Raw genomic sequence first — 26,974 nt, 5'->3', positions numbered from 1 at the left:
TCCCGTTGGGGTCTGCAAATGTAGTGTGTTTTTTTAGTTCACAAAATTTTTTTTGAAAATAGTTGACAGCGCCTGATTAAGACATTGAGTGTTTGCCACTTAAGTTATTCATCATCACTGTAGCGATCATTACGCCAGGGATAGGCAGTGTTAGAATATCCCCTATCCTCCCAAAAGCCCGGTTTATCTTCAGTTAAAAACTGGATGCGTTTAATCCATTTGGTACCTTTCCAGGCATACAACTGCGGGGTAATCATGCGCAGGGGGCCGCCATGTTCAACGGGCAGCGGCTGGCCTTCATAACTATGCACCAGCAACACATCGGGCTTCAGCGCTTCGGAGAGCGACAGGTTAGTGGTATAGGTATCATAACCATAGCAAAGTATATGTGTAGCTTCAGGTTTGGGTTGCACCAGGGCGGCTAAATCCAGCAGGCTCACCCCTTTCCAGTGCATATTGAGTTTAGACCAGGTGGTTACGCAATGAAAGTCTGATACATCTTTGGTTTGGGGCAGAGCCAGCAGTTGCTTCCAGGTTAAGCGCAGCGGGTACTCCACAGCGCCATCAATAGTAAGCCGCCAGCGGTCGAGCGGAATATTGGGATGATAGCCTAAATCCAGCACCGGCCATTTGTGGGTAAGGGTTTGACCAACAGGAACGGCAGGCATACCATGGCGGTTGGGCTCACCCTGCCCTTGGGGCGCATGATCGGCCACTGAAGGTGTTTGCCGCATCTGCTCTTCGAAACGGGCCTTTAGTTTCATTCGTGCTTCTATAATGCGGTTCAATTTATCTGATTCTTCCATAGGGGCAAGCTTGTTAATCATAAAAGTAATAGATTAGACAATTGAAACCTATTTACAGCTCATAATGATTAGCGAGAAGGAAACCACCCGCATCAGCAAATTTTTAAGTTTAGCGTTGCGCCATCAGCCCGAAACTATAGGCATCAGCCTGGATGAAAATGGCTGGACGGATGTTGCTCAATTACTGCAACAGTTAAACCAGCATCAAATGAAAGTTGATATGGATATGCTGATGCATGTAGTTGAAACCAACAATAAAAAGCGCTTCGCTTTTAACAATGACCATACACAAATCAGGGCCAGCCAGGGGCATTCGGTACAGGTGGATTTAGGTTATGTGCCAGCCCAGCCACCAGCTATACTTTACTACGGCACAGCCGTACAAAACCTGCCCTCTATTTTAAATAACGGCTTAGAAAAACGCAGCCGCCAGCATGTGCATTTAAGTGCCGACACTGCTACCGCCATTAAAGTAGGGCAACGGCATGGCAAACCACAAGTATTGGTAATAGATGCACAGCGTATGCAGCAAGACGGCTTTACCTTTTACCTCTCGGCCAACAGCGTATGGCTAACTGATGCTGTGCCTGCCAAATATATCAGCGTTATTGAACGCGAAGTTTAATACTCTGCCATCATTTCATCCGCATAGCACCACAGCCAGCGCTCGCCCGGCTCGGCAGAGATCACTACCGGGTGCTGGGTATGATGAAAATGCTTCGTCATGTGCTTATGGGGCGATGAATCGCAGCATAAGGTAACGCCGCAGGTTTGGCAGGTGCGCAGGTGCACCCAAGTCCCGCCCGCTTTTACGCATTCCTCACATACATAAGCTTCTGGTTGTTTGAGTTCGGTTATGACACTCAGGTGCTGGCAAATTTCGGGCATATTATACTTCTGCTAAATATTTATGTATAAAACTAATGGCCATAGAACCTTCGCCTACGGCAGAAGCCACACGGTTCATGGCACCGGCACGTACATCGCCGGCGGCAAAAATACCGGGGCAACTCGTCTCTAACAAATAAGGCTCGCGCTGCTGCTTCCATATACCGGCAAAGGTTTCATGGTTCTGCAAATCGCGGCCGGTTTCAATAAAGCCTTTATTGTTTTTGATGATATTGAGCTGTATCCAGTCGGTATAAGGCTTAGCACCAATGAAGATGTAAAGGGCAGCTGCCGGAACCTTACGGCTTTCATTGGTAGCCCTGTTAATCAACACCAGCTCCTGTAAGTGCCCTTCACCTAAAGCTTCCTGTATTTCAGTTTCGGGCAGTAATTCTATGTTGTCTACCTTACTGATTTGATCAATCAGATAAGCCGACATACTATCAGCCAGGCTCTTTTTACGTATGATGATGTATACCTTTCCGGCAAATTTAGACAGGTACATGGCCGCCTGCCCTGCCGAATTACCGCCACCCATTACATATACTTCCTGGTTGGTACAGGCATAGGCCTCCGTGTTGGCTGCGCCGTAATAAATACCTGCACCCGTAAACTGCTCTACACCTTTTACTTCTAATTTACGGTAATCAACCCCGGTGGTGATAATCACGCTGCGGCTGTTGATGGTATTTCCGTCCTCCAGCACCAAGGTTTTGTAGCCGTTTTGCTGCTGAATATCTTTTACCGATTGCGGGCTCAGTAATTCAGTACCAAAGCGGGTAGCCTGTGATACCGCACGCCGGGTTAAATCAGCCCCGCTCAAACCAGATGGGAAACCCAGGTAGTTTTCAATACGCGAACTGGTACCAGCTTGCCCGCCCGGAGCACGGCGCTCAATCAATAAGGTTTTCAGGCCTTCAGAGCCGCCATATACCGCTGCAGCCAGCCCGGCCGGACCAGCGCCTACTATGACCACATCATAAATCTCATTTTTTACTTCGGGGTTTAAGCCGATGTGGGTAGCAATGTTGCGGATACTGGGGTTGCAAATGCAGGTACCATCTTCAAAAATAATAAAGGGCGCATCTTTCAACGTCAAACCGTTAATATCAATTAAGCGCCTGGCTTCCTTATCAGTTTCGGCATCCAGCCACTGGTACGGAATCAGATTACCGGCCAAAAAGGCTTTAATATCATGCGAAGCAGGTGAAAACTGGTAGCCGATTACCTTAATTCCCTTAAAAGCCGGCTGGTAATGGCTTTGCCAATCATCCAGCAAATCATTGACTACCGGATACAGTTTTTCCTCCGGCGGGTTCCAGGGTTTCATCAGGTAATAATCCAGCTGGATATCATTAATGGCCTTAATGGCGGCATTGGTATCAGAATAGGCAGTAAGCAGTACGGTTTTTGCCTCGGGGTAATATACAGCCGCTTGCTTCAGAAAATCAACGCCTTCCATCTCGGGCATGCGCTGGTCTGAAATTACCAAAGCCACGGTTTCACCTGTATTTTTCAGCTCTTTTAAGGTTTCTAAAGCCTCATTGGCCGAGGTGGTACTTAGTATACGGTAGGTTTGCCGGTATTGCTGCCGCAAATCGCGGTTCAGCGCCCGGGATACCTGCGGATCATCATCAACAGAAATAATTATGGGCAGACTCATCGGTTTAAAGTTAGAAAATTTAGCAACACCTTATCCATTGATTGGGAAACAAACCTCAAACGCCGTGCGGCCGGGCCTTGAATTTACCTTTACGGTGCCATGGTGCTGCTGCACAATCTGGTGCACTACATCCAAACCCAAGCCGGTACCTTTTCCCATTTCCTTGGTGGTAAAAAAAGGCTCAAAAATACGGCTGCAAATATCTTCGGGAATACCGGGGCCATTGTCAATAATGCAAACCTGCACAAATATACCGTCTCGCCGGGTCCTGATTTCCAGCGTCGCATCCGGTACCGACTCCAGAGCATCAACTGCATTATCAATTAAGTTGGTCCATACCTGGTTAAGCTCACCAATCAGGGCACTCACTGGCGGCAGGGAGGTATCAAAATTCTCTATCAATTTAACTTTAGCCTTTTTGATGCGATGGTTAAGTATGGTAAGTGTGTTGCGAATGCCCAAATGAATATCGGCATATTGCTTATCCTGCCCCCTATCCATGTGGGTGAAATTCTTCACTGCACCTACCAGTTCAGATATGCGGCGCGATGATTCCTGGATATCACTCACTAACCGACCAGCTGACAAGCTTTTGCCTATCCATTTCATTACCATAGGCAATTGCGGTTCAGGGATGTGCGGTTTAAATAACTCCAGTTCTTTCACGGTTAACCCGCTGGCCACAAAAGGCTCCGAAATATCGCATACATTGGGTACGTGGTGGTCTTCCAGCCAATCGTTTACATCATCTTCGGCTTCTGAGCGCTGCATCAGGCTCATGGCCGGTTTGTTCTCTTTGTTTAGGGCATCAAACAAGCATCGGGTAACTACCTCTGCCTGTTCAGCACCTATTTGCGAAGCCAGCATTCCCTGCAAATGCTCAGGGCTTAACTGCAGCAAGTTATTCAAAGCCGTTGCATCGCGGGCTATGGCGGCTGCCGGGTTATTCAGCTCATGCGCCAGCCCGGCCGAAAGCTTGCCCAGGGCCATCATTTTTTCGTTTTGCTGTTGCAGGGCGGTAAAATTGCGTATGCGGGTGGCCATTACATGCACCAGCGCCTGGGTAAGCTCAAAATACTCGCGTATCATTTCCGGCATTTCAGTGCTTTCCAAACGCATCAGCTGGGTTTCTTCCAAAGCTTCTACAAACCCGGGGGTGCTTTTGGCTCTCGAGAACGGTAGATAGCCGGTAATGTCGCCCGGCTCAAATACGCCAATTTCTCTTACACCCTGCTGTTGGGGAATATACAGGCGCATTTTGCCATTAATAACAACATGCATGGCATTGAGCACCGTTCCGGGCTGAGCCAGAAACTCGCCTTCTTTTAGCAACATTTGTTGAGAATGCTGAATGAGCCAGTTAAGCTGTGTTAAAGGAACTTCTTTTAAAACCTCAATAGATTGCAGCCATTCAGGGGTTACTTGTTGAAGCATAGTATGCGGATGTAAGATGAACCTAAAGGTAAATCAATACCTGATAAAAGGCACACTATACCTTCAAAATTCTTTCCGGCTTGCCGGATTGCAGGCTGCGGTAAATAGCATCTACCACCAGCATATCTTTCAAACCTTCTTCGCCGGGTACGCGGGTAGGTTTGCCGCTCATTACACATTGGGCAAAATTATCCATTTGTGCCGCCTGCTGGTTAATTTGCGGGTAAGGCATTACACCGGATGAAGTTTTGCCTTGTATACCGCCGTAGCCATAAGCCGGCTCGAGTTCAAACCAGCCCTTTTCGGCCTTGGCTTTCAAATAACTCCAGTTGTTGTTATAGCTCGATTTCCCCTGCGATTTAAACCCACCCGGAAATTCCAGCTCCCAAAATACGGTTTCATCCACTTCTTTAAACAATTCGGGACGGGTCTTTTCCTGGCGGGCCATTACGGCAATTGGCTCTTGCCCCAGGGTGTAACGGGCGCCCTGTATAGCGTAAATACCCATATCCATCAATCCGCCGCCGCCCGATAAGGCTTTTTTTAAACGCCAGGCATTCGGGTCGCCGCCATAATAAAAGCCGTTGGCGTTTTCAAGTTGCGTTACTTTACCCAGCACCTGCTTTTGCCCCAAGCGCATCACTTCCATATTGTGCGGCTCAAAGTGCAAACGGTAGCCGATAGATAACATACGGTTAGCTTTATTACAAGCGGCAATCATTTGCCGGCAATCGGCAGCATTTACAGCCATGGGTTTTTCGCAAATTACATGCTTACCGGCCTGCGCCGCCCTAATGGTAAACTCTTTGTGCAGTGCTACAGGCAGCACCACATACACAATATCGATGTCCTTATTACCAGCAATCTCGTCAAAGTTCTGGTAGTTGTAGACGTTCTTTTGCGGAATATCGTATTTCTGCGCCCATTGGGTAGCTTTTTCAGGTGTACCGGTAACCAAACCGGCCAGGTAACAATTTTTAGTCTGCTGCAAAGCCGGTGCCAGTTGCCCGCTGCTGTAACCACCCAAACCCACCAGCGCAATACCCAGTCTTTTCTCAGTCCCGCCAATGCAGGAAGCCAACGCCGAAAAACCAGGCGTTAAGGCCAGAGCGCCCGCACCTAATAAACCGCTTTGTAAAAACTTACGACGAGAAACTTTTGAACTTGACATGGCAAAGGATTAAAGGTGGTTTTATAAGTAAGATTAAGCGTTGTAACAATTAGTGAACGTTCACATCTAAATAATAACAACTTGCTGAGGTATAATTCTTAAACAGGCGGTTCGTTATTCTGTTTGTGAGTAAGAATGAATACCTTACGTTCATTGCTGTTATTAATTTAAACTACTGTGGATACTATACTTAATATAGCCAACTTAGGCAAAACCTATCAAAGCGCCGGCCGCACGTTAACGGTACTGGAAGACATTAACTTCGCCATCACTACCGGCTCTACCAACGCCATTGTGGGCCCTTCGGGGAGCGGCAAAACTACGCTGCTGGGCTTATGCGCCGGGCTTGATCGTTCCAGCTCGGGCAAGGTGGAACTGAATCAGATTAATTTAGGTGAACTAAGTGAAGATAAACGTGCACAGGTGCGTAACCAGTACGTGGGCTTTATTTTCCAAAACTTCCAGCTGCTGCCTACACTTACGGCATTAGAAAACGTAATGGTGCCTTTAGAGCTGCGCGGCGAGCGCAATATCAAAGCACGTGCATTGGATTTACTGGATAAGGTTGGCCTGGCCAGCCGGGGGCACCATTACCCTTCGCAGCTCTCGGGCGGTGAGCAGCAGCGGGTATCATTGGCCCGGGCATTCTCCAATCAGCCTAAAATTTTATTTGCCGATGAACCAACCGGCAACCTGGATGCCGAAACCAGTGAAAAAGTAATTAAGCTGCTGTTTGACTTAAACCGCGATGCTGGTACCACACTGGTAGTAGTTACCCACGATTTGGATTTGGCGGCCAAAACCCAGCGCATTTTAAAAATAAAAGGCGGTAAGCTGATTGCCGACGAATACACCAACGCTTAAGCCACACCCATGCAACAAACGCCCCCTAACCATAAGCGAAGCTTAAGCTGGCTGCTCCAGATGGCCTGGCGCGACAGCCGTAAAAACCGCTCGCGCCTGCTGCTTTTTATTTCTTCTATTGTATTTGGCATTGCCGCGCTGGTGGGTATTTACTCATTTAGTTATAACCTGCAGAAAGATATCAATGATCAAGCTGGCTTGCTCATTGGCTCCGACCTGATGATTGCCGGCAATAAACCGGTAAGTAAAACGATACAACCCCTGTTAGACAGCCTGGGCGATGATCGCTCGCAGGAGCGCAGCTTTGCCTCGATGGTGCTTTTCCCAAAAGGCGGCGGCACCCGGCTGGTGCAAATTAAAGCACTGCAGGGCAACTTCCCTTATTATGGCGAAATTGAAACTACCCCAAAAGCAGCGGGCCGAACTTTTAAAAATGGCCGTTATGCTTTGGTAGACAAAACACTGATGCAGCAGTTCGGCGTTAAAGTAAACGACTCGGTGAAAGTAGGCAAGGTTACTTTTTTAATTGCAGGCAAACTGGAGCAGGCTCCCGGTCAGAACGGCGTGGCTGCAACGGTAGCCCCAATTGTATACGTGCCACTATCCTACCTCAATGAAACCGGCTTGATAGATAAAGGCAGCCGCGTAAATACCAGCTATTATTACAAGTTCAACCCTGGAACGAATGTTGATAAACTGGCCGAATCTATTGACGGCCGTTTAGATAAAGAAGGTTTGCATTACGAAACCATTGCCACCCGCAAAGAAAGCACCGGCCGTTCGTTTGGCGATTTGGCTAACTTTTTATCGCTGGTAGGTTTCATCGCCCTGTTACTGGGCTGCGTGGGTGTAGCCAGTGCCACCAATATTTACATCCGCGAAAAAATACCTTCCATAGCCATTATGCGCTGCCTGGGCGTAAAAGCCTGGGAAGCCTTTTTGATTTTCCTGATCCAGATTTTAGGTATCGGGTTTATTGGTTCTGTGATTGGTGCACTATTAGGTACGCTGGTGCAACAACTGCTGCCTATGGTATTGAAAGACTTTTTACCTTTCACCATGTCGGCCGATATTTCATGGCTGGCTTTCGGGCAGGGTGTAGCTTTAGGGATGGTAATTTCGGTGTTATTCGCTTTGTTGCCGCTGTTGTCTATCCGCAATATATCGCCGCTGAACACATTGCGTATCACTGACCAGGAAAGCAACGCCGCTCGCGATCCTCTGCGCTGGCTGGTGTATGCGCTTATTCTGGCGTTTATTGCTTCCTTCACTTATTTGCAGTTAAAAAGCTGGCCGGCAAGCGCCGCCTTTACGGCGGGTATTTTAGTTGCTTTTGGTATTTTAAGCCTGGTGGCCTGGCTACTGATGCGTTTAATGCGTTTACTGGTTTCCAATTCCTGGAGCTACCTGGCGCGGCAAGGCTTTGCCAATTTGTACCGTCCCAATAACCAAACCATTATTCTGATGGTGTCTATCGGGCTGAGTACCATGTTTATCTGTACGCTGATTTTCATTCAATCCATGCTCATCCAGCAGGTTTCGCTGTCTACCAGCGGCAATCAGCCGAACATGATATTATTTGATATTCAAACCAATCAGCAAAAAGGTGTAGAGGAGCTAACGAAACAAAACCACCTGCCTGTAGTACAGCAGGTACCTATTGTTACTATCAAACTTGAAAAAATCAATAACATTACTGCGGCTTCCTTAAAAAACGATACCACAAAAAACGATATACGCCGGGCGCTGGCTTACGAATACCGGGTTACCTACCGCGATTTCCTGACTTCGACCGAGAAAATAACTGCCGGTAAATGGACAGGTAAGGCCACCTCAACCACCGATGTACCGGTATCATTAGACGAGCGACTGGCCAAACGCATTCATGCAAAAATTGGCGATCACCTTACGTTTAACGTGCAGGGCACACGCATTAACACCATTGTAGGCAGCCTGCGTAAAGTAAACTGGAGTAAGGTGCAAACCAACTTCCAGGTCGTGTTTCCAACCGGGGTGCTGGAAGAAGCGCCCAAGTTTTTTGTGGAGCTGACTCATGTACCGTCCAGTACGGTATCGGCTAAATTTCAGCAGGCGGTGGTACAGCGGTTCCCTAACGTATCCATTATTGATTTAGGCCTGGTACTTACCACATTAGATGAGTTATTAGACAAGATTGGTTACATCATCCGCTTTATGAGCGCCTTTAGCATGATTACGGGATTAGTGGTACTTATTGCCTCTGTACGCATCAGCAAATACCAGCGCATGCGCGAAAGTGTGCTGCTGCGCACCCTGGGAGCCAGCCGCAGGCAAATATTCACCATTACCGCTTTAGAATATTTGTTTTTGGGCACCCTTTCGGCACTAACCGGCATTGTGATTGGTTTGGCTGGCAGCATACTGCTGGCCAAGTATAGTTTTGACTTGCCTTTTGTAGTGAATTATACACCGGCTTTGTGGCTATTGCTGGGCGTAGCCGCATTAACTGTAGCTATTGGCTTACTGAACAGCCGTGGCGCCCTGAACAAACCACCGCTTGAGATTTTGCGTTCTACTTAATATAATCCTACTTACCATTTCGAAATTAGGAAAAAACAATAAGCTTATTTGGCTATCTATCCATCATGAAAAAAAATAACCTTACATACGCCATGCTATCTGCTTTATTGCTGATGGCTTGCCAGAATAAAAACACCGCTACCAATAGCACCGGAAATGATACTACTTCATCTGCTGCAACACAGCAAAGCAGTACTTCAAACACTAAAACCGTGTTGGTTTTTGGCGATAGTTTAACAGAAGGTTATGGTTTGGACGATCCGGACAAAGACGCCTATCCAAGCATTTTGCAAAACAAAATTGATTCAGCCAAATTGCCCTATAAAATTGTAAACGCCGGGGTGAGCGGTGAAACTACAGCGGGTGGTAAAAGCCGTATTGACTGGACATTAAAGCAACCTGTAGATATATTCATATTAGAATTAGGCGCCAATGATGGCCTGCGCGGCATACCCAGCAGCGAAACAAGCAGCAACCTGCAGTTTATTATAGACAAGGTAAAAGCGAAATATCCCAAAGCTAAAATTGTATTAACCGGCATGCAGATACCACCCAGTATGGGTGCAAACTATGCGGCACAGTTTAAGGCAGTTTTCCCGCAATTGGCGCAAAAGAATCATATTGCACTGGTGCCTTTTCTGCTGCAAGGCGTGGGTGGCGTGCCCGCACTTAACCAGAAAGATGGTATTCACCCTACGCCTGCCGGTGCAAAAATTCTGGCTAATAATGTTTGGGCGGTACTGGAAGGAGAATTAAAGTAGCACAGTAAACTTCCTTATTGTTATTGCGAGTGATAGCGTGACCAATCACACGGAGAAACATCTTTGCTCTGTACAGCAAACGATTGTAACACTACCATTTGCAATGACAGAAGATTTTACTGACCCAATATTCTTATCTCTGTTCTTCTATTCAACTGATGTTCGGCCTCTGTGCAATTCGCTTCATCATCACATTGGCTAACCGGCCGACTCTCGCCATAGTTTCGGGTGATGAACCGCTCCATAGCAATACCATTTTTAATCAGATACGCCGCCACTGCTGCCGACCGCCTGGCAGATAAGGCCATGTTGTAAGTAGTAGAAGCACGGATATCAGTAAAAGAAGCAATTTCAATACGAATAGTGGGATTCGACTTCAATGCTTGCACCACCCGATCAAGATCGGCTATAGCATCAGTGCGAATACTGTATTTATCTAAATTGTAATAAATCACCGCCAGCATGGGGATTTTAGGTGCATTAAAGTCAGGCTGTTTATGCCCAGGCGCATCAGGCTTTAGGGCTGGTTTTATTGCTGCTGCCGGTGGCGGCGTGTAGCTAAAGTGGTAAATATCATCGCTACCTATACCGCCTTCACGGTTAGAAGACAGGTATCCGTTCAAGCCATCGGCAGTGGTCAGATAAAAGTCATCGCGGGTGGAGTTAGCCGGGAATCTTAAATTTTCAGGCTTTGTCCATTGGTTTTTACTGCCAACAGCCCGGAACAAATCATAGCCGCCCATGCCCGGCAACCCTTTTGAAGAATAATATAATACATCGCCGTTTAACATAGGAAAAGCCTCAGCTTCGGCAGTGTTAATAATTGGTCCGCAATTTACCGGCTTGCTCCAAGTACCATCTGCTTGTTTTTCACAATACCAGATATCGGTTTCGCCTTTGCCGCCCGGCATATCAGAGGCAAAATAAAGCAACTGACCATCGCGCGACAGCGCCGCGTGGCCTACCGAATACTGCTGCACATTGTTAAAAGGCAAGTTTATAAAGTTACTCCACTTGCTCCCTGCTTTGGTTGCCATCACCAATTGCAGGCGACGGGTATACAAACGCTGATTTTTATTTACCTCTTTAGGCAACGAATTTACAGGCACATTTGTAGTTATGGTTATATAAGCAGTATCAGCGGTGGCGTTAAATGCTACAGGGCCTGTATGGTAATCGCCTTTAAATATCTCGCTGCCTTTAGTATCCAAAGGCATTAACACTACACTTTCACCATCGGCTAAGAATAATTGTGTATACTGGTTGCCACTACGCTGGTCGATACCTTTCCGCTTTTCATCCAACCGGCGGTCTGATACGAAAACGGTTCCGTTTTTACCGTACCGGGTTGCCCCCCAATCGGCATAATAGCTGTTTAACTGTTTATCGTTTTTAACTGCAAAAGCATTGGGGCGCTTTATCCAGGCCGCAGCAGAATCACAGGTGGCCAGCTTGAAGTTGAGTTGCTGTGGTGAGTTGAAATGCTGATAGTAACTTTTATACTGAACTTTAGCCGCTTCAAATTTATGGTTGTGCAGCAACGCTTCGGCATAATAATAAATAACGTTCAGGCTGGCTTGCGGCTCGGTGATTAAACGGGCGTACCAAGCTTCGGCATTCACATCGTCATTCATCAGGCGGTAGCAATCGGCTATGCGCTCTGCATCGTGCACCTGGTAATGCACTTTACCAATCAGTTCCAGGTATAAATTCAGGCTCCGGTAATATTCATAACGTTCAAAGGCACGTTCGGCCAGTTGCCGTTTGGTTAACTGCTCCTGGGCTTGCACCAGCAATCCCGTACACATAAAAAATATAATAATTGCCAAGATTCTTTTCATACCCATCATTTAGAAATATCTTGGACTAATAATTCGGGGCCTCTTGCGGCGAAAGGTTAAGCTTAACGATAACTCATGCGAGCCGGTTTGATAGCCAGACAGGTTACTGGTGGTAAAATCATAGGCATAACCGATGCGAAAAAAATCGCTGACCGAAAATTGCGCCATGGCTGTAACCGCATCACTTTTAGCCAGGTTGCTTTGCAAGTTGCTTTTATTGTAAAAAGGCACCCCGGTACTGTAAGCTGCGCCCAGCCAAAACTTTTTATTAAACAGCAGGTAGCTGGCAATATCGGCATTGGTAGGGCCTTTAAAATCATCTTTGATCATTACAGAAGGTTTCCAATCCAGCCAGCCGGAGAGCTGCACCACCAGGCCGGCAGTTACATACAATGCACGCGCCTGGTTGATAAAAATCACGTTGCTGCGCGAAACCGTTCCGGGAAATAAATTTAACAGAGAAGCGCCGGCGTAAAAAGTACTGGAACTATAATAAGCACCCAACCTGAAATCAGCATTGATTGTACTTTGAGTGCCTGAGATCAGCAAACCATCGCTCACGTCCGCAGGGCTAAACGCTGAACCATCAATGCGATATTGTGTTAAACCGGCGGCAATGCCAAAGCTCAGGCGCTGGGTGTCGTCTTCATCCAAACGCAGGCGGTAGGCATAATTAGCGTACACTGATGAGTTATTCTCGGGCCCCAGCCGATCGTTCACTACCAGCAGACCCAAGCCAATATTTTTACTTTCGGCATTGGTTACACCATCAATAGAAATGGTATTTGTTTTGGGCGAACCTTCAATACCGGCCCATTGCAGGCGGCTGCTCAGGTTCAGGGTCCAGTCCTCTTTATAACCTGCATAAGCCGGGTTAACCGCCAGGCCGTTAAACATGTACTGACTGAACTGCACTGTTTGCTGCCCCTGTACATGCAACGCTGTAAGCATTACCATAATCATTAGCCCTATGGATTTATTTAAGCTGCCCATATCCACATCAACGTTTTAAATAAATCCAGCCTTTAAAGGGTGTTATTTTACCGGTGGCTTCTTTGCGGTTAAACAAATAATAGTAAGTACCATCAGCCAGTCCACTACCATTCCAGGTATTGTTATAGTTTTCGGATCGGTAAACTTCGTTACCCCAGCGGTTAAATATCAATAGCTGGCTATTGGGATAAAAGCCGATATTCTCAATCTCCAGCACATCGTTTTTACCATCGCCGTTAGGTGTAATGATATTAGGTATAGCAGTATCGGCCGAAAACACACTGACAGTTACCACATCGGTGCAGCCATTACTATTGGTAAACATAAATTGATACGCCCCTGCTGTGGTTAAGCCGGTTACTGTTGTGCTTGCACCATTGGGAGTAGCAATACTTGCTAAAACCGGTGTGCTACCTACCTGAGACCAGGTGCCCGCTGAACTTGCAGTCAAATTTACTGTGGTATTTAACACTACTGACTGGTCTGGCCCGGCATCTGGCGCCTGGACTATTACCGTAGTACCTGTTTTAATATTATTACAAGAGTTGGTTGAAGAAGCATTGCATTCGGCAGCGGCATCAACAGGTGCGGCTGCATCAGCATTGGTAGCACCGGGGTCGGTAACATCGGCAGGGCGCAACAGGAATGCCATTATGTTTGTGGTATTACCCACATTACCATCTGCATTGCCGGTAATGGTAAAAGTGCGAGTACTGCCATTAGCTATGTTAAGTGTTGCCGAGTACTGCGTGGCTGTAGTTGCTTCTGCTTGCACAGCGGAGGCACCTGATGTATTTGCACTGGTTACCGCAATACGCGTTAAGCCATTAGGAAAAGTAAATGAAAACTTACCTCCCGTTACATCGGCAGGACCGTTATTTTTAACAGTAACCGCATACGTTATTTTCCTGGTGGCACAATCAATAGCAGTAGTTAAATTACTGATTTCCAAATCGGCTTCCTGTAATACAAAATTAACTGTACCAGTAAGCGGCGGCTCAGTAGCATAAGCCCAGGTATCAATACTCCTGTTATTCCCAAAGTCTACATCATCATCTGCCGAACTTGGCCTGCCCCATTTATGCCCATTCACCAGGCTGCTGATACCTGTTAAATTGGTAATAGGGTTAGAAGGCACCCCTACTATGGTTACCGGGCTGTCATTCCAGTAAATGGTATTATCGGGGGCCAATGCGCCGTTAATGCGGGTTAGTTTTATACCGTTCACATTACGTTCTACATCAAAAAACGGGAAATGTACCTCGGCTGCGAATAGAGATACGGTCACCGAAGCAGTATAACTGGTTACACTGGCAGGCACTTTGTTACCGGTACCATCCAAACCATCCCAGTTTACCTGGTTTATGCCGGCATTTACTGTACCGGTGAGGCGGCGGTCAACAGCATCGGTAAACAATCCGTTTTTGTTCACATCTATACCTACTACATAAGTACCATTTGCGGTAGCAGTAAAGGCAATATTACCCCCTAAGGGTGCTGTACCACCCTTTCCGGGTGTTCCTTCAGTCCCAGTAAAGCTAACGTTGCTTAGTGTGGGCTCAACCGGTAAATTCAACAACCAGGTACTGCCACCTCCGGCTGTGTTTGCTGCAGTTGGCATATCTGCTGCCGGGGCATTAAAAAATATTTTATGGGTAATATCCGATGGTGTATCTGCGCTTCGCGGGTCTTGCACATTGGGGTTGGTAGTGCGGTTTAAACTGCTGTAAGCTGGGGAGCCGTCTGCATTTCTCAAGCCTTTATTATTGGCGAAAAAGGTAAATCCATTACCTGCCTGCCCGTTGTTATCTAAAGTATACTGATAGCCATCTTTGGTTAAAATATACAATATGGCATTGAAGCCTACATCAAAAGTGCCCAATATGCCCGATAAAACATTGGTAAATACACGCCCTGTTAAAAAGCTGTTATTAGCCGCATTGCGCACCGATACATCAAACGCGGTTACATACTGACTGTAGGCCTGGCTCCAGTTGGCACCTGCGGTTACCGGTGTAGGATTGCCGCCAAAATCGGTACCGCCGGTAGGCGGAATGAAGTCAACTTCCCAGATACCCTCTTGAGAAGGCAAAACAGTTTGTGTAAATGGCCTGTATCCACCGCTATTGGGCATGGGGCCTGCCGCCTCCTGGCTGCGGTTGGCTATTACTCCTACAGTAGTTGATGTTCCACTGGTGTAATAGGCACCATCGGGTGCACGTAGATTGATGGTACCCGAGCCTATCCCTTGTGCACTTGACCCTACATAAATGGTTTCGCCGGCTTTTGCATATACCTTCATGGTACCACGTGTAGGAAACGGAAATGAGCTATTGGCATTAGGAGAAGAAAGCAGATAAGCACGGTTACCACCATTGGCAGTTAACTCTTTACTGCCTTCAGCTTTTAACAGCCAGGGCAAAAAGAGAAGGAAGACCGCTAACGGATACATCCACTTTATCTGTCTGTTAAAGCTACACACATGCACTTTGTGAACCCGGTTGGTTTGTTAATGGCTTAATGGATAATTTGATGCAAAATACGTTTACATCAAGCGTTGAAAGTAACTATTTATCCCCGAATAATACAAATTCAGTTGTTGTTAAAAATTACGATGGAGAGCTTTGCAAGCTACCTCGCGCAGATACAAGTAGCACAAAACGAACAAAGCCCGGATGGCAATACCCGGGCTTTGTTCGTTTAACAATAAAAAAGATTGCGAATGCAGTTATCTGTGCCAGCCTCCGCCAACTGCCCGGTAAAGGTTGATAGTACCGATAAAGATATTTTTTTTGATATTGGCCATCTCCAGTTCAGCTTCCAGTACATTGCGCTGGGCGGTAATAATTTCCAAATAATTTGCCCGGTTTACTAGGTATAAATCGTTGGATATGGATACAGCATTATTGAGCGCCTGAACTTCTTCCTGCTTGCGCTTATACATTTGAGTATAATTTTCGATACTTTTCATGCTGTTCACTACTTCCTGAAAACTTATCAATATAGTTTTCTGATAGTTATACAGCGCCTGATTACCTTGGGCAACAGTGCGTTCATAATCGGCACGGATCAATTTACGATTGAATATGGGCGCTGTTAGTCCGCCCACTATACCATAAGCTAACGAGGCCGGATTGAACAGCAAGCCGGCATTAAAGGAGTTATACCCGGCTGAAGCCGACAATGTAACCGTTGGAAAAAACGCCGCGCGGGCTGCTTTAATATCCGCATTAAAAGCGCGGAGTTCAAACTCTGCCTCGCGGATATCAGGACGGTTCAGCAACAGTTGTGAAGGCACACCGGCATTAACGGCGACGGGGGTTTTTAGTATAGTAATAGAAGTATCGCGCCTAATGGGTTGCATAAAACGCCCTGTAAGCACATTCAGCTGAGTTTCTGTTTCTGTAATTTGCTGCAACGTTTGATATTCTAATGATTGCGTACGCCTTAATTGCGCTAAAAATTGCTGTACCGCCAGCTCATTGGCACGGGCACCCAGCTTTTGTATTTTCACAATTTCCAGCGCATTGCGCTGTAGCTCAATATTTTTATGAATAATCTTCAGTTCATTATCCAGTGCCAGCAATTGGTAATAATTGACCGCAATTTGAGATGTAAGAGAAGTTAACACAGCCTGGTAACCGCTCCGGCTGGCCAGGAAACGGTTGAGCGCCGCTTTTTTCCGGCTGCGCAGTTTTCCCCAAACATCTATTTCCCACGAACTCCTTACCCCAACAAAATAATCGGGCACCGGGTTAGGGATGCGTTGGTCAGAATTGATATTAGGCGACAGGTTGGTATCGTAATTACCCACCCCGTTTTGGGTGTAATCACCGTATTTATCTAAACCTGCCGTAGCGCTTAAATTTACAGAGGGCAGCAACTGCAAGCCATTATAGCGTAGGGTAGCGTTGGCAATCTCAATCCGCTTTAATGCGCTCAATACATCCGGGTTTGCACGCATGGCAGTGTCAATCAGGTTAACCAAATAGGTGTCAGTAAAAAACTGAGATACTGGCAACACAGCTACGTTAGCCGAGTCAGGCGTACCCGAATAGGTATCCGGTATTTTTTGCGGCGGCTTCACTTCTACGGTCTTTAAGCCAACGCATGAGGTCATGAATATTAGGGATATATATAAAATTTTAAATCTTCGTCTGTACATGATGGGCAATGGCATTTAATGATAAGTATGATGTAATTCTTCTTCGGGTAACTCTGCAACAGGTTCTTGTTTAGTTTTCTTTCCGGCCAGGCTGGAAAAGATCACATATAAGCCCGGAATTAGTACCAAGCCGAGCAAAGTACCCAGCAACATCCCTCCTGCTGCGGCCGTACCGATAGAACGGTTACCCATGGCCCCGGCCCCGCTGGCAACACATAACGGAATGAGACCGGCGATAAATGCAAAAGAAGTCATCAGGATGGGGCGCAGGCGCGAGGCTGCACCGTCAATGGCAGCCTGTATGACCGATGCCCCTTCACGCTCGCGTTGAACAGCAAATTCAACAATCAGGATGGCGTTTTTGCCCAGTAAACCAATCAGCATCACCAGTGCCACCTGCGCATAAATATTGTTCTCTAATCCCGTTAATTTTAACAGCAGGAAAGCCCCGAAGATACCTGTGGGCAGTGCGAGTATAACTGCAAAGGGCAGCAGCAAGCTTTCATACTGCGCTGCCAGTAGCAGGTAAACAAACACCAAACAGATGATAAAAATATAAATAGCCTGATTGCCCGACAATATTTGCTCCCGCGTCATGCCCGACCATTCAAAGGAATAGCCCTTGGGGAGTTTCTCGGCTGCTATGCGTTTAATAGCGGCAATGGCATCACCGCTACTGTGCCCAGGTGAGGCATCGCCGGTTACCATAGCCGAAGTGTACATATTGTAGCGTGTTAACTGCTCCGGCCCATATACCCGCTCCATGGAGATGAAGGTAGAAAACGGCACCATCTCGCCCTTTTCATTCTTTACATACAACTTCAGTACATCTTCGGGGTTAGTGCGGTATTCAGGCGAGGCCTGCACCATTACCTTATACATTTGCCCGAAGCGGATGAAGTTAGAGGCGTAATAACTCCCCATTAAGGTTTGCAGTGTTGACATGGCCTTATCAATGGTAATGCCTTTTTTGGCCGCCATCTGCTGATCCACCTTAATCATGTATTGCGGAAAGTCGGGGTCGAAAGTAGAAAAGGCCCCGTTCACCTCCGGCGAGTTATTAAGTGCTGTAATAAAATCTTTAGACACCCGCCCCGTTTGTTGCAAGTCGCCGGAGCCGGTACGATCCAGCATCCGTATTTCAAACCCGCTGGAATTACCAAAGCCTGGCACCGTAGGTGGCGGGAAGTACTGGATGGAAGCATCAGCAATATTGCGGGTACGCTTTTGCAGTTCGGCAATTACTTCATCTAACGACTGATCACGCTCTTCCCAAGGCTTTAAGTTGATCATCGCCATACCATACGAAGCGCCGGCCACCTCGTTTACCAGGCTGTAACCTGCCAGTATGGAAACCGATTCTACCGACTTCATCTCCTTGGTTTGCCGCTGAATTTCTTTCAGCACATCTTCGGTACGCTCCACGGTAGCGCCTGATGGGGCGGTTACGTTAACGTAAATCATCCCCTGATCTTCGGTAGGAATAAAGCCTGTAGGCAGGATAGCACTCAAGCCCCAGGTACCGGCAAAAAATACCAGCAACAGGATTAAAGTAATGGCACTGCGGCCTGCAATTTTTGATACAAAGCCGGAGTATTTACCTGCTATGGCATCATACCGCTTATTAAAACCGTCAAAGAAACGACCGATGAAGCCTTTTTTCGCGTTGACATCATGATGTTTCAGCATAATAGCGCACAATGCCGGGGTAAGCGTAACTGCATTTACGCCTGAGATTACAATGGCAATAGCCATAGTTAACGAGAACTGGCGGTAAAATACACCAACCGGGCCCGACATAAAAGCTACCGGCACAAACACAGCCGACATTACTAATGTAATGGCCACAATAGCACCGCTGATATCTTTCATGGCACTCAGCGTGGCCTCCATTGGGCTCAAATGCTCCTCAGACATTTTTACGTGTACCGCTTCTACCACCACAATGGCGTTATCCACCACTATACCAATAGAAAGCACCAGCGCGAATAAAGTAAGCAGATTAATGGAGAAGCCCAGCATCTGCATAAAAAACAATGTACCTATCAATGCAACCGGCACTGCCAGCGCCGGAATCAGCGTGGAACGAAAATCCTGGAGGAATATGTATACCACTACAAATACCAGTAAAAAGGCTTCTACCAGCGTACGTAATACTTCGTGAATGGAGGCATCCAAAAAGCGGGACACATCATAGTTGATGTTATAGCTCATGCCGGTAGGAAATGAGGTTCCCTTTAATTCGGCCATACGCTTTTTAATGTTGGTGATTACTTCGCTGGCATTGGAACCGGGGCGTTGCTTAATCATGATCGAAGCAGAAGGACGGCCATCAGTTTCGGAAACCATGCTGTAGGTGAGTGAACCAAACTCTACGTTGGCTACTTCTTTTAATTTCAGCACTGTACCGCTTTCGTCGGCACGGATAACAATATTTTCGTATTGCTTCGGTTCAAAGAACTTACCGGGGTAGCGCAGTACATATTGCAGCATCTGCGGATCTTTGTCAGAACTCTGACCGGTTTTGCCCGGCGCCGCTTCCACGTTTTGGTCGCGAATGGCTTTGATGACATCATCGGTGGATACATGATAAGCCATCATACGGTCGGGCTTGAGCCATACGCGCATGGCGTATTCTTTGGCGCCCATAATTTCGGCACGGCCTACGCCATCAATACGCTTTAGTTCCTGCAGTACATTAATATCGGTAAAGTTGTAGATGAACTTCTCATCCATCGCTTTATCCGTACTCATAATATTGAGGTACATCAGCATACTGTTTACTTCCTTTTCGGTGGTTACGCCGGCTTTGATCACCTCTTCGGGCAATTCATCTATTACGGTGGCTACACGGTTCTGTACGTTTACCGCCGCCTGATCGGGGTCAATGCCCACATTAAAATAAATCTGAATAACGGTAAGCCCGTCGTTACTGCACACGGTAGACATATAAGTCATACCCGGCACACCGTTAATGGCCCTTTCGAGCGGGGTAGCTACCGCTTTGGCACACACTTCAGCGTTGGCGCCGGTATAATTGGCCGTTACAGTAACAGATGGCGGAACTATATCAGGAAATTGAGTAATGGGCAAGGTAAACAAGGCCAATACACCCAACAAGGTAATCATTAATGAAATTACCAGCGATAATATAGGCCGCTTAATAAATATATTAAACATGCTATATGCTTTTAAAAGTGGTTGGTTAACAGCCCGACAAGCAGGCTGTAGTTAAATAATGAGGGGCTAATCTTTAGCCATTAGTATCCGGTTACTTTTTACAGGTTCCGGTTTAATGATCATACCGTCGCGCGCGTTTTGCGTACCTTCAAATAAAATTTTGTCACCTGCTTTCAGGCCCTCTTTTACAATATAGTATTGCGAGAAACGGGTAGCTGGCGTAAAGCTTTGCATATGCAGTTTGTTGGCTTTATCTACCAGGTACACATAACTTTTATCCTGAATTTCGAAGACTGATTTTTGCGGTACCATCAGCACATCATCCTTATCAGCCGATACATAAATTTTGCCGCTGGCCCCATGGCGCAACAAACGGTGCGGATTGGGGAACTTAGCTCGCAGGTCGATAGAGCCGGTATTTTGTTCTATTTCACCTTCAATGGTTTCAATGGTTCCGGTATGTGAATACTTGCTACCATCAGAAAGCACCAGCTTTACCGTACTATCGGCTTCCTCTTTATTGTTTTTAGCACGCTGGTAGCGTAAGTATTCGTTTTCAGGAAAACTAAAGTAAGCATAAACGGAGCTGATGTCAGACAAACTGGTGAGCAGCATTCCTTCATCAATCAGACTTCCGGCTTTAAGGGGAATACGGTCGATAATACCATCAAAAGGTGCGCGAATAATAGTATAAGCCAGATGATTTTGTGCGTTTTGCACATTGGCCCGCATTTCGGCAATAACTGCTTCGTCTGATTTTAGCTTGGATTTAGCCACTTCCAGCTCAGAAGCAGAGATCACATTTTTATTGACCAGCATTTTCACGCGGTCTACCTCCAGGCGGGTAGCCACGGCCTCGGCTTCGGCATTACTGAGGGCAGCTTTAGCTTTGGATAATGCCACGCGGTACTCCGCATCATTTACCTTGAACAGGATTTGCCCTTTGTGCACAGGCATCCCTTCGTCTACATATATTTTTTCGAGAAAACCTTTTAGCCTGGAGCGTACCTCTACATTCCGCAGGGCTTGAATATCGGCCACATAAGGCGTTTGCAACACCGTATCTTTGGTACTCAAGGTAAGCACCGGCAATTGGAGGGTATCCTGATTTGAATTTTCGTTTTGATTTTTAGAAGAGCAGCCGGCTACTAACCCTGATAAAACAAGGCCGAGCCAGCAATAAGCATAACGCATGGTTATTGAGTTTATATTTTGTATTTTAAATATTCTTAACACCAATGACAGGTATTATGCATGAAGCAAACGCCTGCCATGAAGCACCGAACGGGCGATGCCATTGATAAAGCATTTAAAACAAAACTCAAAAAGGACTAAGCCGGAAAAGAAAATTATAATAAGCCGGACGCGTGGCTTCTTCAGCCGGGTAATTGGGAGCATTTACCGCTAAACGCTTTCTGGCTAATATATATAAGCAGGCCAAAAGCACTGCCGGTAAAAACAGGTTTACCTGGGGCGCCCTTGCATGCACATAGCGCCTTTGCATTTTAATTTTATGAAACTTACGGATGATGGCATCACTGTCATCGGCAACTGCATTTGAAATATAATCTGCCCAGGTATTAATAGTAACGCAGGCGGAGGCACAATGATCACTGCCGGCCACCTCAGCAACATCATCAAAAGGATTAGTGGCATGGTAACAGGTAACTGCATTAATCAGCCACAGGCAAAGAACTATGTTAAACCACTTTTTCCACATGTGCAGATGCAAAGTTAAGGCTTTTTCAGTCCGAAGGCGATATAATTTTCATTATAGCAGTTAAAAACAATGCCTATTAATTAAAAAGGCTTAAATTTCGCTGTACAATCAACAGCGAAATTTAAGCCTTTTAACAGTCGGCATATAGTTGCCGGCAGAAGTGGAACTATATTGTATAATCCGTCCACTTCTGTTCAGCATGTGCAGAAGCGACTACATTATCAATAAAAGCCATACCACGAATACCTTCTTCAACACCCGGATAATCGGCCACGTCAGTTTGAGGATCGGTACCGTTTATTTTTGCTGAAAGCGCCAAAGCAAAGTTTTTATAAATGTTGGCGAAAGCTTCCAGGTAACCCTCCGGATGACCTCCCGGCGTACGGCATACGTGCTTAGCCGAAGGATACAAGTAGCTGTTACTTGCACCAGCACGCTGTATTTGCGTTGGCTGATCTAATGATTTTACGAGCAAGGTGTTAGGTTCCTGCTGTGCCCATTCTAAGCCGCCTGTTTCGCCATACACACGTATCTTCAATGCATTTTCTTCGCCGGCTGCTACCTGGGTAGCAATCAATACACCAGAGGCACCGCCATCAAATTTTAATAACACTGCACCGTCATCATCAAGTGCACGGCCGGGTACAATTACATTTAAATCTGCACATAGCTTGGCTATCTTCTGTCCGGTAATATATTCGGCTAAATGTGCCGCGTGGGTACCTATATCGCCCATCGATCCGCTTTTACCGCTTTTTGAAGGATCAGTTCTCCAGGCAGCCTGCGCATTACCCTCGCGCTCAGATAATTTACTTAACCATCCCTGCGGATATTCTACAAACACTTTTCTTACTTTACCTATAGCGCCATCTTTTACCAAAGCTTTGGCTTGTTTTACCATGGGGTAGCCCGAGTAAGTATGGGTAAGGCACAACAATAAACCGGTTTCTTCTACTTTTTGCTTCAGTTGCTTGGCTTCATCCAGATTTAAAGTGATGGGTTTTTCAATAACTACATGAAAGCCATGCTCCAGTGCCATTATAGCCGGAGCAAAGTGGGCGAAGTTTGGGGTAACGATGGTAATGAAATCCATACGCTCACCTTCGGGCAGCTGGCTTTCCTTTTCAATCATTTCCTGATACGAAGTATATATCCGGTCTTCTGGCAGGTACAATAACCGGCCCGATTCTTTGGCAATTTCAGGATTAACGCTGAGTGCACCGCAAACCAATTCAATTTGCCCATCCATAAAGGCGGCATGGCGGTGTATGGCGCCAATAAAGGCATCTTTGCCTCCACCAATCATCCCCATCCTCAATTTTCTGTTCATAAGTTTATGTATTGATAAGTTTTGATAATTGTAAACTTGCCTTTAGGTAAACACTGACTTACCATCAGTGCAGTGTTTGCCTAAAGGCAATGCAAACTACAATTAAAATTTGTAAAGGCTAAACGTTAATTTACATCTGCCTTAAAAATGCAGACTTGCGGAGGTTAAACTCTTCTTTCAATTTATTTTTATTATCACGCATACAGCTACTTGCAGGATTACTGTAAAAAATAATTTGCAGAACCGGATTTGCAGCTTATATTTGCACCTCCAAAACGGAATGGCAGTGACTTAAACGCCCGGCCACCACGTTAAAGGCCCATAAGCGAAAGTAGCTCAGTTGGTAGAGCACGACCTTGCCAAGGTCGGGGTCGCGAGTTCGAATCTCGTCTTTCGCTCCACAATCCCTTCTCTTGCCCTATACAAAGAAGGGATTTGTTGTTAACACCCACACCTGCTCAGATGGTGGAACTGGTAGACACGCAGGACTTAAAATCCTGTTCCCGTTAAAGGAGTGCGGGTTCGATTCCCGCTCTGAGTACAAGAGCCCTGCTGAATACCAGCAGGGCTCTTGTGGTTTTATACCTGTTTGCTCAACTCAAAATTGATCAAATTTCCTTTCTGGCAAAAATTTCCACCTATACCGAATTGGCCTCATGGGTTTACTTGTAAGCTACTGCAGGTGCAATACAACTTTAAAACAAAAAAGCCTCTCAGTAATACTGAAAGGCTTTTCTTTAGTGGGAGCAACAGGATTCGAACCTGTGACCCTCTGCTTGTAAGGCAGATGCTCTGAACCAGCTGAGCTATGCTCCCTTTGTTTTTGGTGTTGCAAAGATACACGCACTTTACATTTCTGCAAAATAAATTTTAAATTTTCTTCTTATCGCTTCTGTTACAGCGGTTTTAATTTTAAAAAGCCATCCATTTATCAAAAGTAAACATTGTTATCCGTGCGGTGTTATACTTATAAATCATCTCAGAAACATTATGGACAACCAAACCCCGGATAACAGCAGCGAGAAGCAATACAAATTTGATATTAATTACTCCGAGCGTATTATTTCATGTACCGCCGTAAAAAAAGGCAATAAGGTAAGTCTGCACATGGATAACAACATGAACGCAGAATTAGAACTACAACCCGATGGCAGCCTGAAGCAAATTTCGGGCAATGAAATACCAGCTTCAAACCTGCAGTTTTTAGCCAAACATATTATTGAGCAAGATCAGTAATATCTAATTTATAACAGCCGGCGCTTTGCCGGCTGTTTTTCTTTTTCTGCTTACTTCCCTTTAATGCGCAATCTTACCCTTTCCATACGCATCCTGTTTTTTTTTATTTTGAGCTTTGTGGTGCTGTATTTTTCACAATCAGTACTTGTTCCGCTTACTTTAGGCCTGCTCCTGGCCCTGCTGCTTACGCCGGTAAGCCGTTGGTTTGAACAGAAAGGCACGCCGAAAGGCGTATCAGCATTTTTGGGTGTTTTTACACTGATTTTAATTATTGCTGTATTAGCCGGGTTATTATTCTGGCAGCTTAAAGGCGTTATTAAAGATTTATCATCTATTGAAGACCGCTTTAATGAATTGCTTACCCAGGTTAAAGCCTTTATCAGCTCTACATTCGGCATTTCACCTCAGAAACAGCAGCAGGTCATCAAACAGCAACAATCCGGCGGTTTGGGAAAGGCAGGCAGTTTTATTACCGGTTTATTGGATACTGCAAGTGGTGTACTTGTCAATTTTATACTGGTGCTCATTTACACCTTTTTACTCATTTACTTCAGGCAGCACTTCAAACAATTTATTTATAAACTGGTAAAACCAGAACAAAAAGAACAGGCAGCGGAAATCATTCAAAAATCGGGCAAGGTAACTCAGCAGTACCTGGGCGGATTAGGGCTAATGATTGTGATTTTATGGATCATGTACAGCATCGGCTTTAGCATAGTAGGCGTGAAAGATGCCATTTTCTTTGCCATTTTGTGCGGCACCTTGGAGTTAATTCCTTTCGTAGGTAACCTAACCGGCACCAGCATTACCGTGCTGATGGGCTTAGCGCAGGGCGGAGACTCATCATTGGTGATTGGCATATTAATTACCTATGGATTGGTACAGTTTATTCAATCTTATGTGATTGAACCACTGGTGGTGGGCGATCAGGTAAACCTCAACCCATTTTTCACCATATTTATATTGGTAGTGGGCGAAGCTGTTTGGGGTATTGGCGGCATGGTAATGGCCATCCCGATGCTGGGCATCATCAAAATTATTTGCGATCATATTGAGCCGCTTAAACCCTATGGCTATCTGCTGGGCAGCGGCGACAAGCAAAAGAAAGACGACGGCGAGAGCAGCATCAAAAAGTTATTCAACAAAATTACAGGTAAAGCATCAGCTTAACACTTCTTCCAATATTTCGTGTGCATGAATGTTGCCGAAACCTTCAATATGCTGGGCAAAAAACTCCAGTATGCGGATAATCAGCGTTCGCCGTTCATCATTGCTGATTTTAAGCTGATCCATATCATCAAAGCCATATTGCATCAGCTCATAAAAAATATGGGTATACGGGGGCGAAAGATAGAGTGTAGTATCAGGCTTATAACGGGTAAATACACCATTTTTCATATCGAAATAATCACTTTCTTCCGCATTGGTACTATCCGGATAAAAACCCAGGTAACGGGTAAGTCCAATCAAGAACAACAAGTGAAAATTAGCCAATCCTTTGTCTACATGGTCCAGCAACTCAACTGAATTGTAAATATATTCAAACAACTGCTCATCGGGCGTTTGCTGCTTTACCGCTTTATACAAAACTTCGTTCAAGAATAGTGCAATGCCGCTTTTAATCACATCATAAGGAATAGTTTGCAGCAACGGTACATTCTTTAGCTCCTTAATGCGCTGTACCGAACCCGTATTTTTGTAATAGACTACCAAATCCAACAAGTGCAGGGGCTGCAGCATGTTGCGGGTAATTTTAGCTTTAGGGCGCTTTACCCCGTTGATGATGTAAGATTGTAATCCGAATTTTTCGGTAAACACCTGTACAATTACGCTGGTTTCGCCATAATCGGTTACCTTAAAAACTATCCCGCGGGTTTTATGAAGCATAATGAAACAAGATTAACAATTTAGGCAGATAAATAAACAGAGCATTAATCACCGCAAACACGGCAGTAATAACTACCGCACCGGCAGCTACATCTTTTACCCGGCCTGCCTTTACATTATATTCTGGCGATACCAGGTCGGTAAGTGTTTCTAAAGCCGTGTTTAATAATTCGGTTACCAATACCAATGTAATACTTAACACAATCCACTGCCATTCGTTTACCGAAATACGCAGGGCGAACCCTAAATATACCGCCACCAGGGTAGCTACCAGGTGAACCCTGAAATTGAGCTGCGAGGTGACAGCATAAGCAATCCCTTTGAAAGCATAGCCAAAGCTGCGTATCAGTTTTCGTAAACTACCCAATAAATTCATACAAATAATAATGAATGATGGTACCCATCCCCTGCTGCAATATCAGGGTTTATTTTATAAAATATAATATTTACGGCTGCTTATCCATCAACAAGGCTTA

General features: G+C 45.8%; 21 protein-coding genes and 3 tRNA genes. 8 read left to right on the top strand and 16 right to left on the bottom strand.

Features of this window, described 5'->3' with window-relative positions; translation table 11 throughout:
- Positions 1 to 104: 104 nt before the first annotated feature.
- The gene (locus ACYVNW_RS16025; protein WP_460680884.1) at positions 105 to 827 is read right to left on the bottom strand and encodes a sulfite oxidase-like oxidoreductase; all 723 of its coding nucleotides are present in this window, start codon (positions 825 to 827) and stop codon (positions 105 to 107) included.
- A 43-nt stretch (positions 828 to 870) separates the two neighbouring features.
- Between ACYVNW_RS16025 and ACYVNW_RS16020 the strand changes: the two genes are divergently transcribed.
- Positions 871 to 1,431 carry an RNA 2'-phosphotransferase gene (locus tag ACYVNW_RS16020; protein WP_460680883.1) on the top strand — a complete coding sequence of 187 codons (561 nt, stop codon included), beginning with the start codon at positions 871 to 873 and terminating at the stop codon, positions 1,429 to 1,431.
- Here the strand turns inward: ACYVNW_RS16020 and ACYVNW_RS16015 are convergent.
- From ACYVNW_RS16015 to ACYVNW_RS16000, 4 genes are read right to left on the bottom strand one after another with little or no spacing between them, the layout of a single operon-like run.
- Positions 1,428 to 1,694: a UBP-type zinc finger domain-containing protein gene (locus ACYVNW_RS16015; protein WP_460680882.1), complete on the bottom strand. Its 267-nt coding sequence runs from the start codon at positions 1,692 to 1,694 to the stop codon at positions 1,428 to 1,430. The two genes, ACYVNW_RS16020 and ACYVNW_RS16015, sit on opposite strands and share 4 nt — an antisense overlap.
- Before the next feature lies 1 nt (position 1,695).
- Positions 1,696 to 3,357 (bottom strand): NAD(P)/FAD-dependent oxidoreductase, encoded by a 1,662-nt coding sequence (locus ACYVNW_RS16010; protein ID WP_460680881.1) that lies wholly within the window; start codon positions 3,355 to 3,357, stop codon positions 1,696 to 1,698.
- A 30-nt stretch (positions 3,358 to 3,387) separates the two neighbouring features.
- Positions 3,388 to 4,791 (bottom strand): sensor histidine kinase, encoded by a 1,404-nt coding sequence (locus ACYVNW_RS16005; RefSeq protein WP_460680880.1) that lies wholly within the window; start codon positions 4,789 to 4,791, stop codon positions 3,388 to 3,390.
- A 55-nt stretch (positions 4,792 to 4,846) separates the two neighbouring features.
- A complete protein-coding gene (locus ACYVNW_RS16000; RefSeq protein ID WP_460680879.1) occupies positions 4,847 to 5,962 on the bottom strand; it encodes a Gfo/Idh/MocA family protein in 1,116 nt (371 codons plus the stop codon).
- Between the two features lie 177 nt (positions 5,963 to 6,139).
- On the opposite strand from ACYVNW_RS16000, the gene ACYVNW_RS15995 reads away from it, so the two are divergent.
- The 3 genes from ACYVNW_RS15995 (at position 6,140) to ACYVNW_RS15985 (ending at position 10,146) form a co-directional block, all read left to right on the top strand.
- Complete coding sequence (locus ACYVNW_RS15995) at positions 6,140 to 6,826, top strand: ABC transporter ATP-binding protein (RefSeq protein WP_460680878.1); 687 nt, start codon at positions 6,140 to 6,142, stop codon at positions 6,824 to 6,826.
- A gap of 9 nt (positions 6,827 to 6,835) precedes the next feature.
- Positions 6,836 to 9,385 carry an ABC transporter permease gene (locus tag ACYVNW_RS15990; RefSeq protein ID WP_460680877.1) on the top strand — a complete coding sequence of 850 codons (2,550 nt, stop codon included), beginning with the start codon at positions 6,836 to 6,838 and terminating at the stop codon, positions 9,383 to 9,385.
- A 65-nt stretch (positions 9,386 to 9,450) separates the two neighbouring features.
- Positions 9,451 to 10,146: an arylesterase gene (locus ACYVNW_RS15985; protein ID WP_460680876.1), complete on the top strand. Its 696-nt coding sequence runs from the start codon at positions 9,451 to 9,453 to the stop codon at positions 10,144 to 10,146.
- 116 nt (positions 10,147 to 10,262) lie between these two features.
- Here the strand turns inward: ACYVNW_RS15985 and ACYVNW_RS15980 are convergent, their stop codons facing one another.
- From ACYVNW_RS15980 to ACYVNW_RS15945, 8 genes are all read right to left on the bottom strand, one after another.
- The gene (locus ACYVNW_RS15980) at positions 10,263 to 11,987 is read right to left on the bottom strand and encodes an OmpA family protein (RefSeq protein WP_460680875.1); all 1,725 of its coding nucleotides are present in this window, start codon (positions 11,985 to 11,987) and stop codon (positions 10,263 to 10,265) included.
- A 9-nt stretch (positions 11,988 to 11,996) separates the two neighbouring features.
- Positions 11,997 to 12,980: a PorP/SprF family type IX secretion system membrane protein gene (locus ACYVNW_RS15975; RefSeq protein ID WP_460680874.1), complete on the bottom strand. Its 984-nt coding sequence runs from the start codon at positions 12,978 to 12,980 to the stop codon at positions 11,997 to 11,999.
- Positions 12,981 to 12,987: 7 nt separating this feature from the next.
- On the bottom strand, positions 12,988 to 15,432 hold the full coding sequence (locus tag ACYVNW_RS15970; RefSeq protein WP_460680873.1) for a T9SS type B sorting domain-containing protein: 2,445 nt from the start codon (positions 15,430 to 15,432) through the stop codon (positions 12,988 to 12,990).
- Positions 15,433 to 15,708: 276 nt separating this feature from the next.
- Positions 15,709 to 17,100: a TolC family protein gene (locus tag ACYVNW_RS15965; RefSeq protein ID WP_460680872.1), complete on the bottom strand. Its 1,392-nt coding sequence runs from the start codon at positions 17,098 to 17,100 to the stop codon at positions 15,709 to 15,711.
- Between the two features lie 60 nt (positions 17,101 to 17,160).
- Positions 17,161 to 20,325 (bottom strand): efflux RND transporter permease subunit, encoded by a 3,165-nt coding sequence (locus ACYVNW_RS15960; RefSeq protein ID WP_460680871.1) that lies wholly within the window; start codon positions 20,323 to 20,325, stop codon positions 17,161 to 17,163.
- Between the two features lie 66 nt (positions 20,326 to 20,391).
- Positions 20,392 to 21,519, bottom strand: coding sequence for an efflux RND transporter periplasmic adaptor subunit (locus tag ACYVNW_RS15955; protein ID WP_460680870.1), 1,128 nt, complete (start codon positions 21,517 to 21,519; stop codon positions 20,392 to 20,394).
- Between the two features lie 127 nt (positions 21,520 to 21,646).
- Positions 21,647 to 22,045: a hypothetical protein gene (locus tag ACYVNW_RS15950; protein WP_460680869.1), complete on the bottom strand. Its 399-nt coding sequence runs from the start codon at positions 22,043 to 22,045 to the stop codon at positions 21,647 to 21,649.
- Positions 22,046 to 22,211: 166 nt separating this feature from the next.
- Positions 22,212 to 23,375, bottom strand: coding sequence for a Gfo/Idh/MocA family protein (locus ACYVNW_RS15945; RefSeq protein ID WP_460680868.1), 1,164 nt, complete (start codon positions 23,373 to 23,375; stop codon positions 22,212 to 22,214).
- A gap of 325 nt (positions 23,376 to 23,700) precedes the next feature.
- Between ACYVNW_RS15945 and ACYVNW_RS15940 the strand changes: the two genes are divergently transcribed.
- Together ACYVNW_RS15940 and ACYVNW_RS15935 are read left to right on the top strand one after the other, a co-directional pair.
- Positions 23,701 to 23,776 (top strand) — tRNA-Gly (locus ACYVNW_RS15940).
- Between the two features lie 55 nt (positions 23,777 to 23,831).
- Positions 23,832 to 23,916, top strand: a tRNA-Leu gene (locus ACYVNW_RS15935).
- Between the two features lie 200 nt (positions 23,917 to 24,116).
- On the opposite strand, the gene ACYVNW_RS15930 is transcribed toward ACYVNW_RS15935, so the two are convergent.
- Positions 24,117 to 24,191 (bottom strand) — tRNA-Val (locus ACYVNW_RS15930).
- Between the two features lie 174 nt (positions 24,192 to 24,365).
- Here ACYVNW_RS15930 and ACYVNW_RS15925 point away from each other — a divergent pair.
- A complete protein-coding gene (locus tag ACYVNW_RS15925; protein WP_460680867.1) occupies positions 24,366 to 24,611 on the top strand; it encodes a hypothetical protein in 246 nt (81 codons plus the stop codon).
- A gap of 63 nt (positions 24,612 to 24,674) precedes the next feature.
- Positions 24,675 to 25,781, top strand: a complete 1,107-nt coding sequence (locus tag ACYVNW_RS15920; protein ID WP_460680866.1) for an AI-2E family transporter — start codon at positions 24,675 to 24,677, stop codon at positions 25,779 to 25,781.
- On the opposite strand, the gene recO is transcribed toward ACYVNW_RS15920, so the two are convergent.
- Together recO and ACYVNW_RS15910 are read right to left on the bottom strand one after the other, a co-directional pair.
- Positions 25,773 to 26,498 (bottom strand): DNA repair protein RecO, encoded by a 726-nt coding sequence (gene recO, locus ACYVNW_RS15915; protein ID WP_460680865.1) that lies wholly within the window; start codon positions 26,496 to 26,498, stop codon positions 25,773 to 25,775. The genes ACYVNW_RS15920 and recO overlap by 9 nt on opposite strands.
- Positions 26,488 to 26,874, bottom strand: coding sequence for a diacylglycerol kinase family protein (locus ACYVNW_RS15910; protein WP_460680864.1), 387 nt, complete (start codon positions 26,872 to 26,874; stop codon positions 26,488 to 26,490). Before ACYVNW_RS15910 ends, recO begins: the two co-directional genes overlap by 11 nt.
- Positions 26,875 to 26,974 lie beyond the last annotated feature (100 nt).

It is taken from the genome of Mucilaginibacter koreensis, from assembly GCF_054783355.1.
This window is presented reverse-complemented; position numbering and strand designations above follow the sequence as displayed.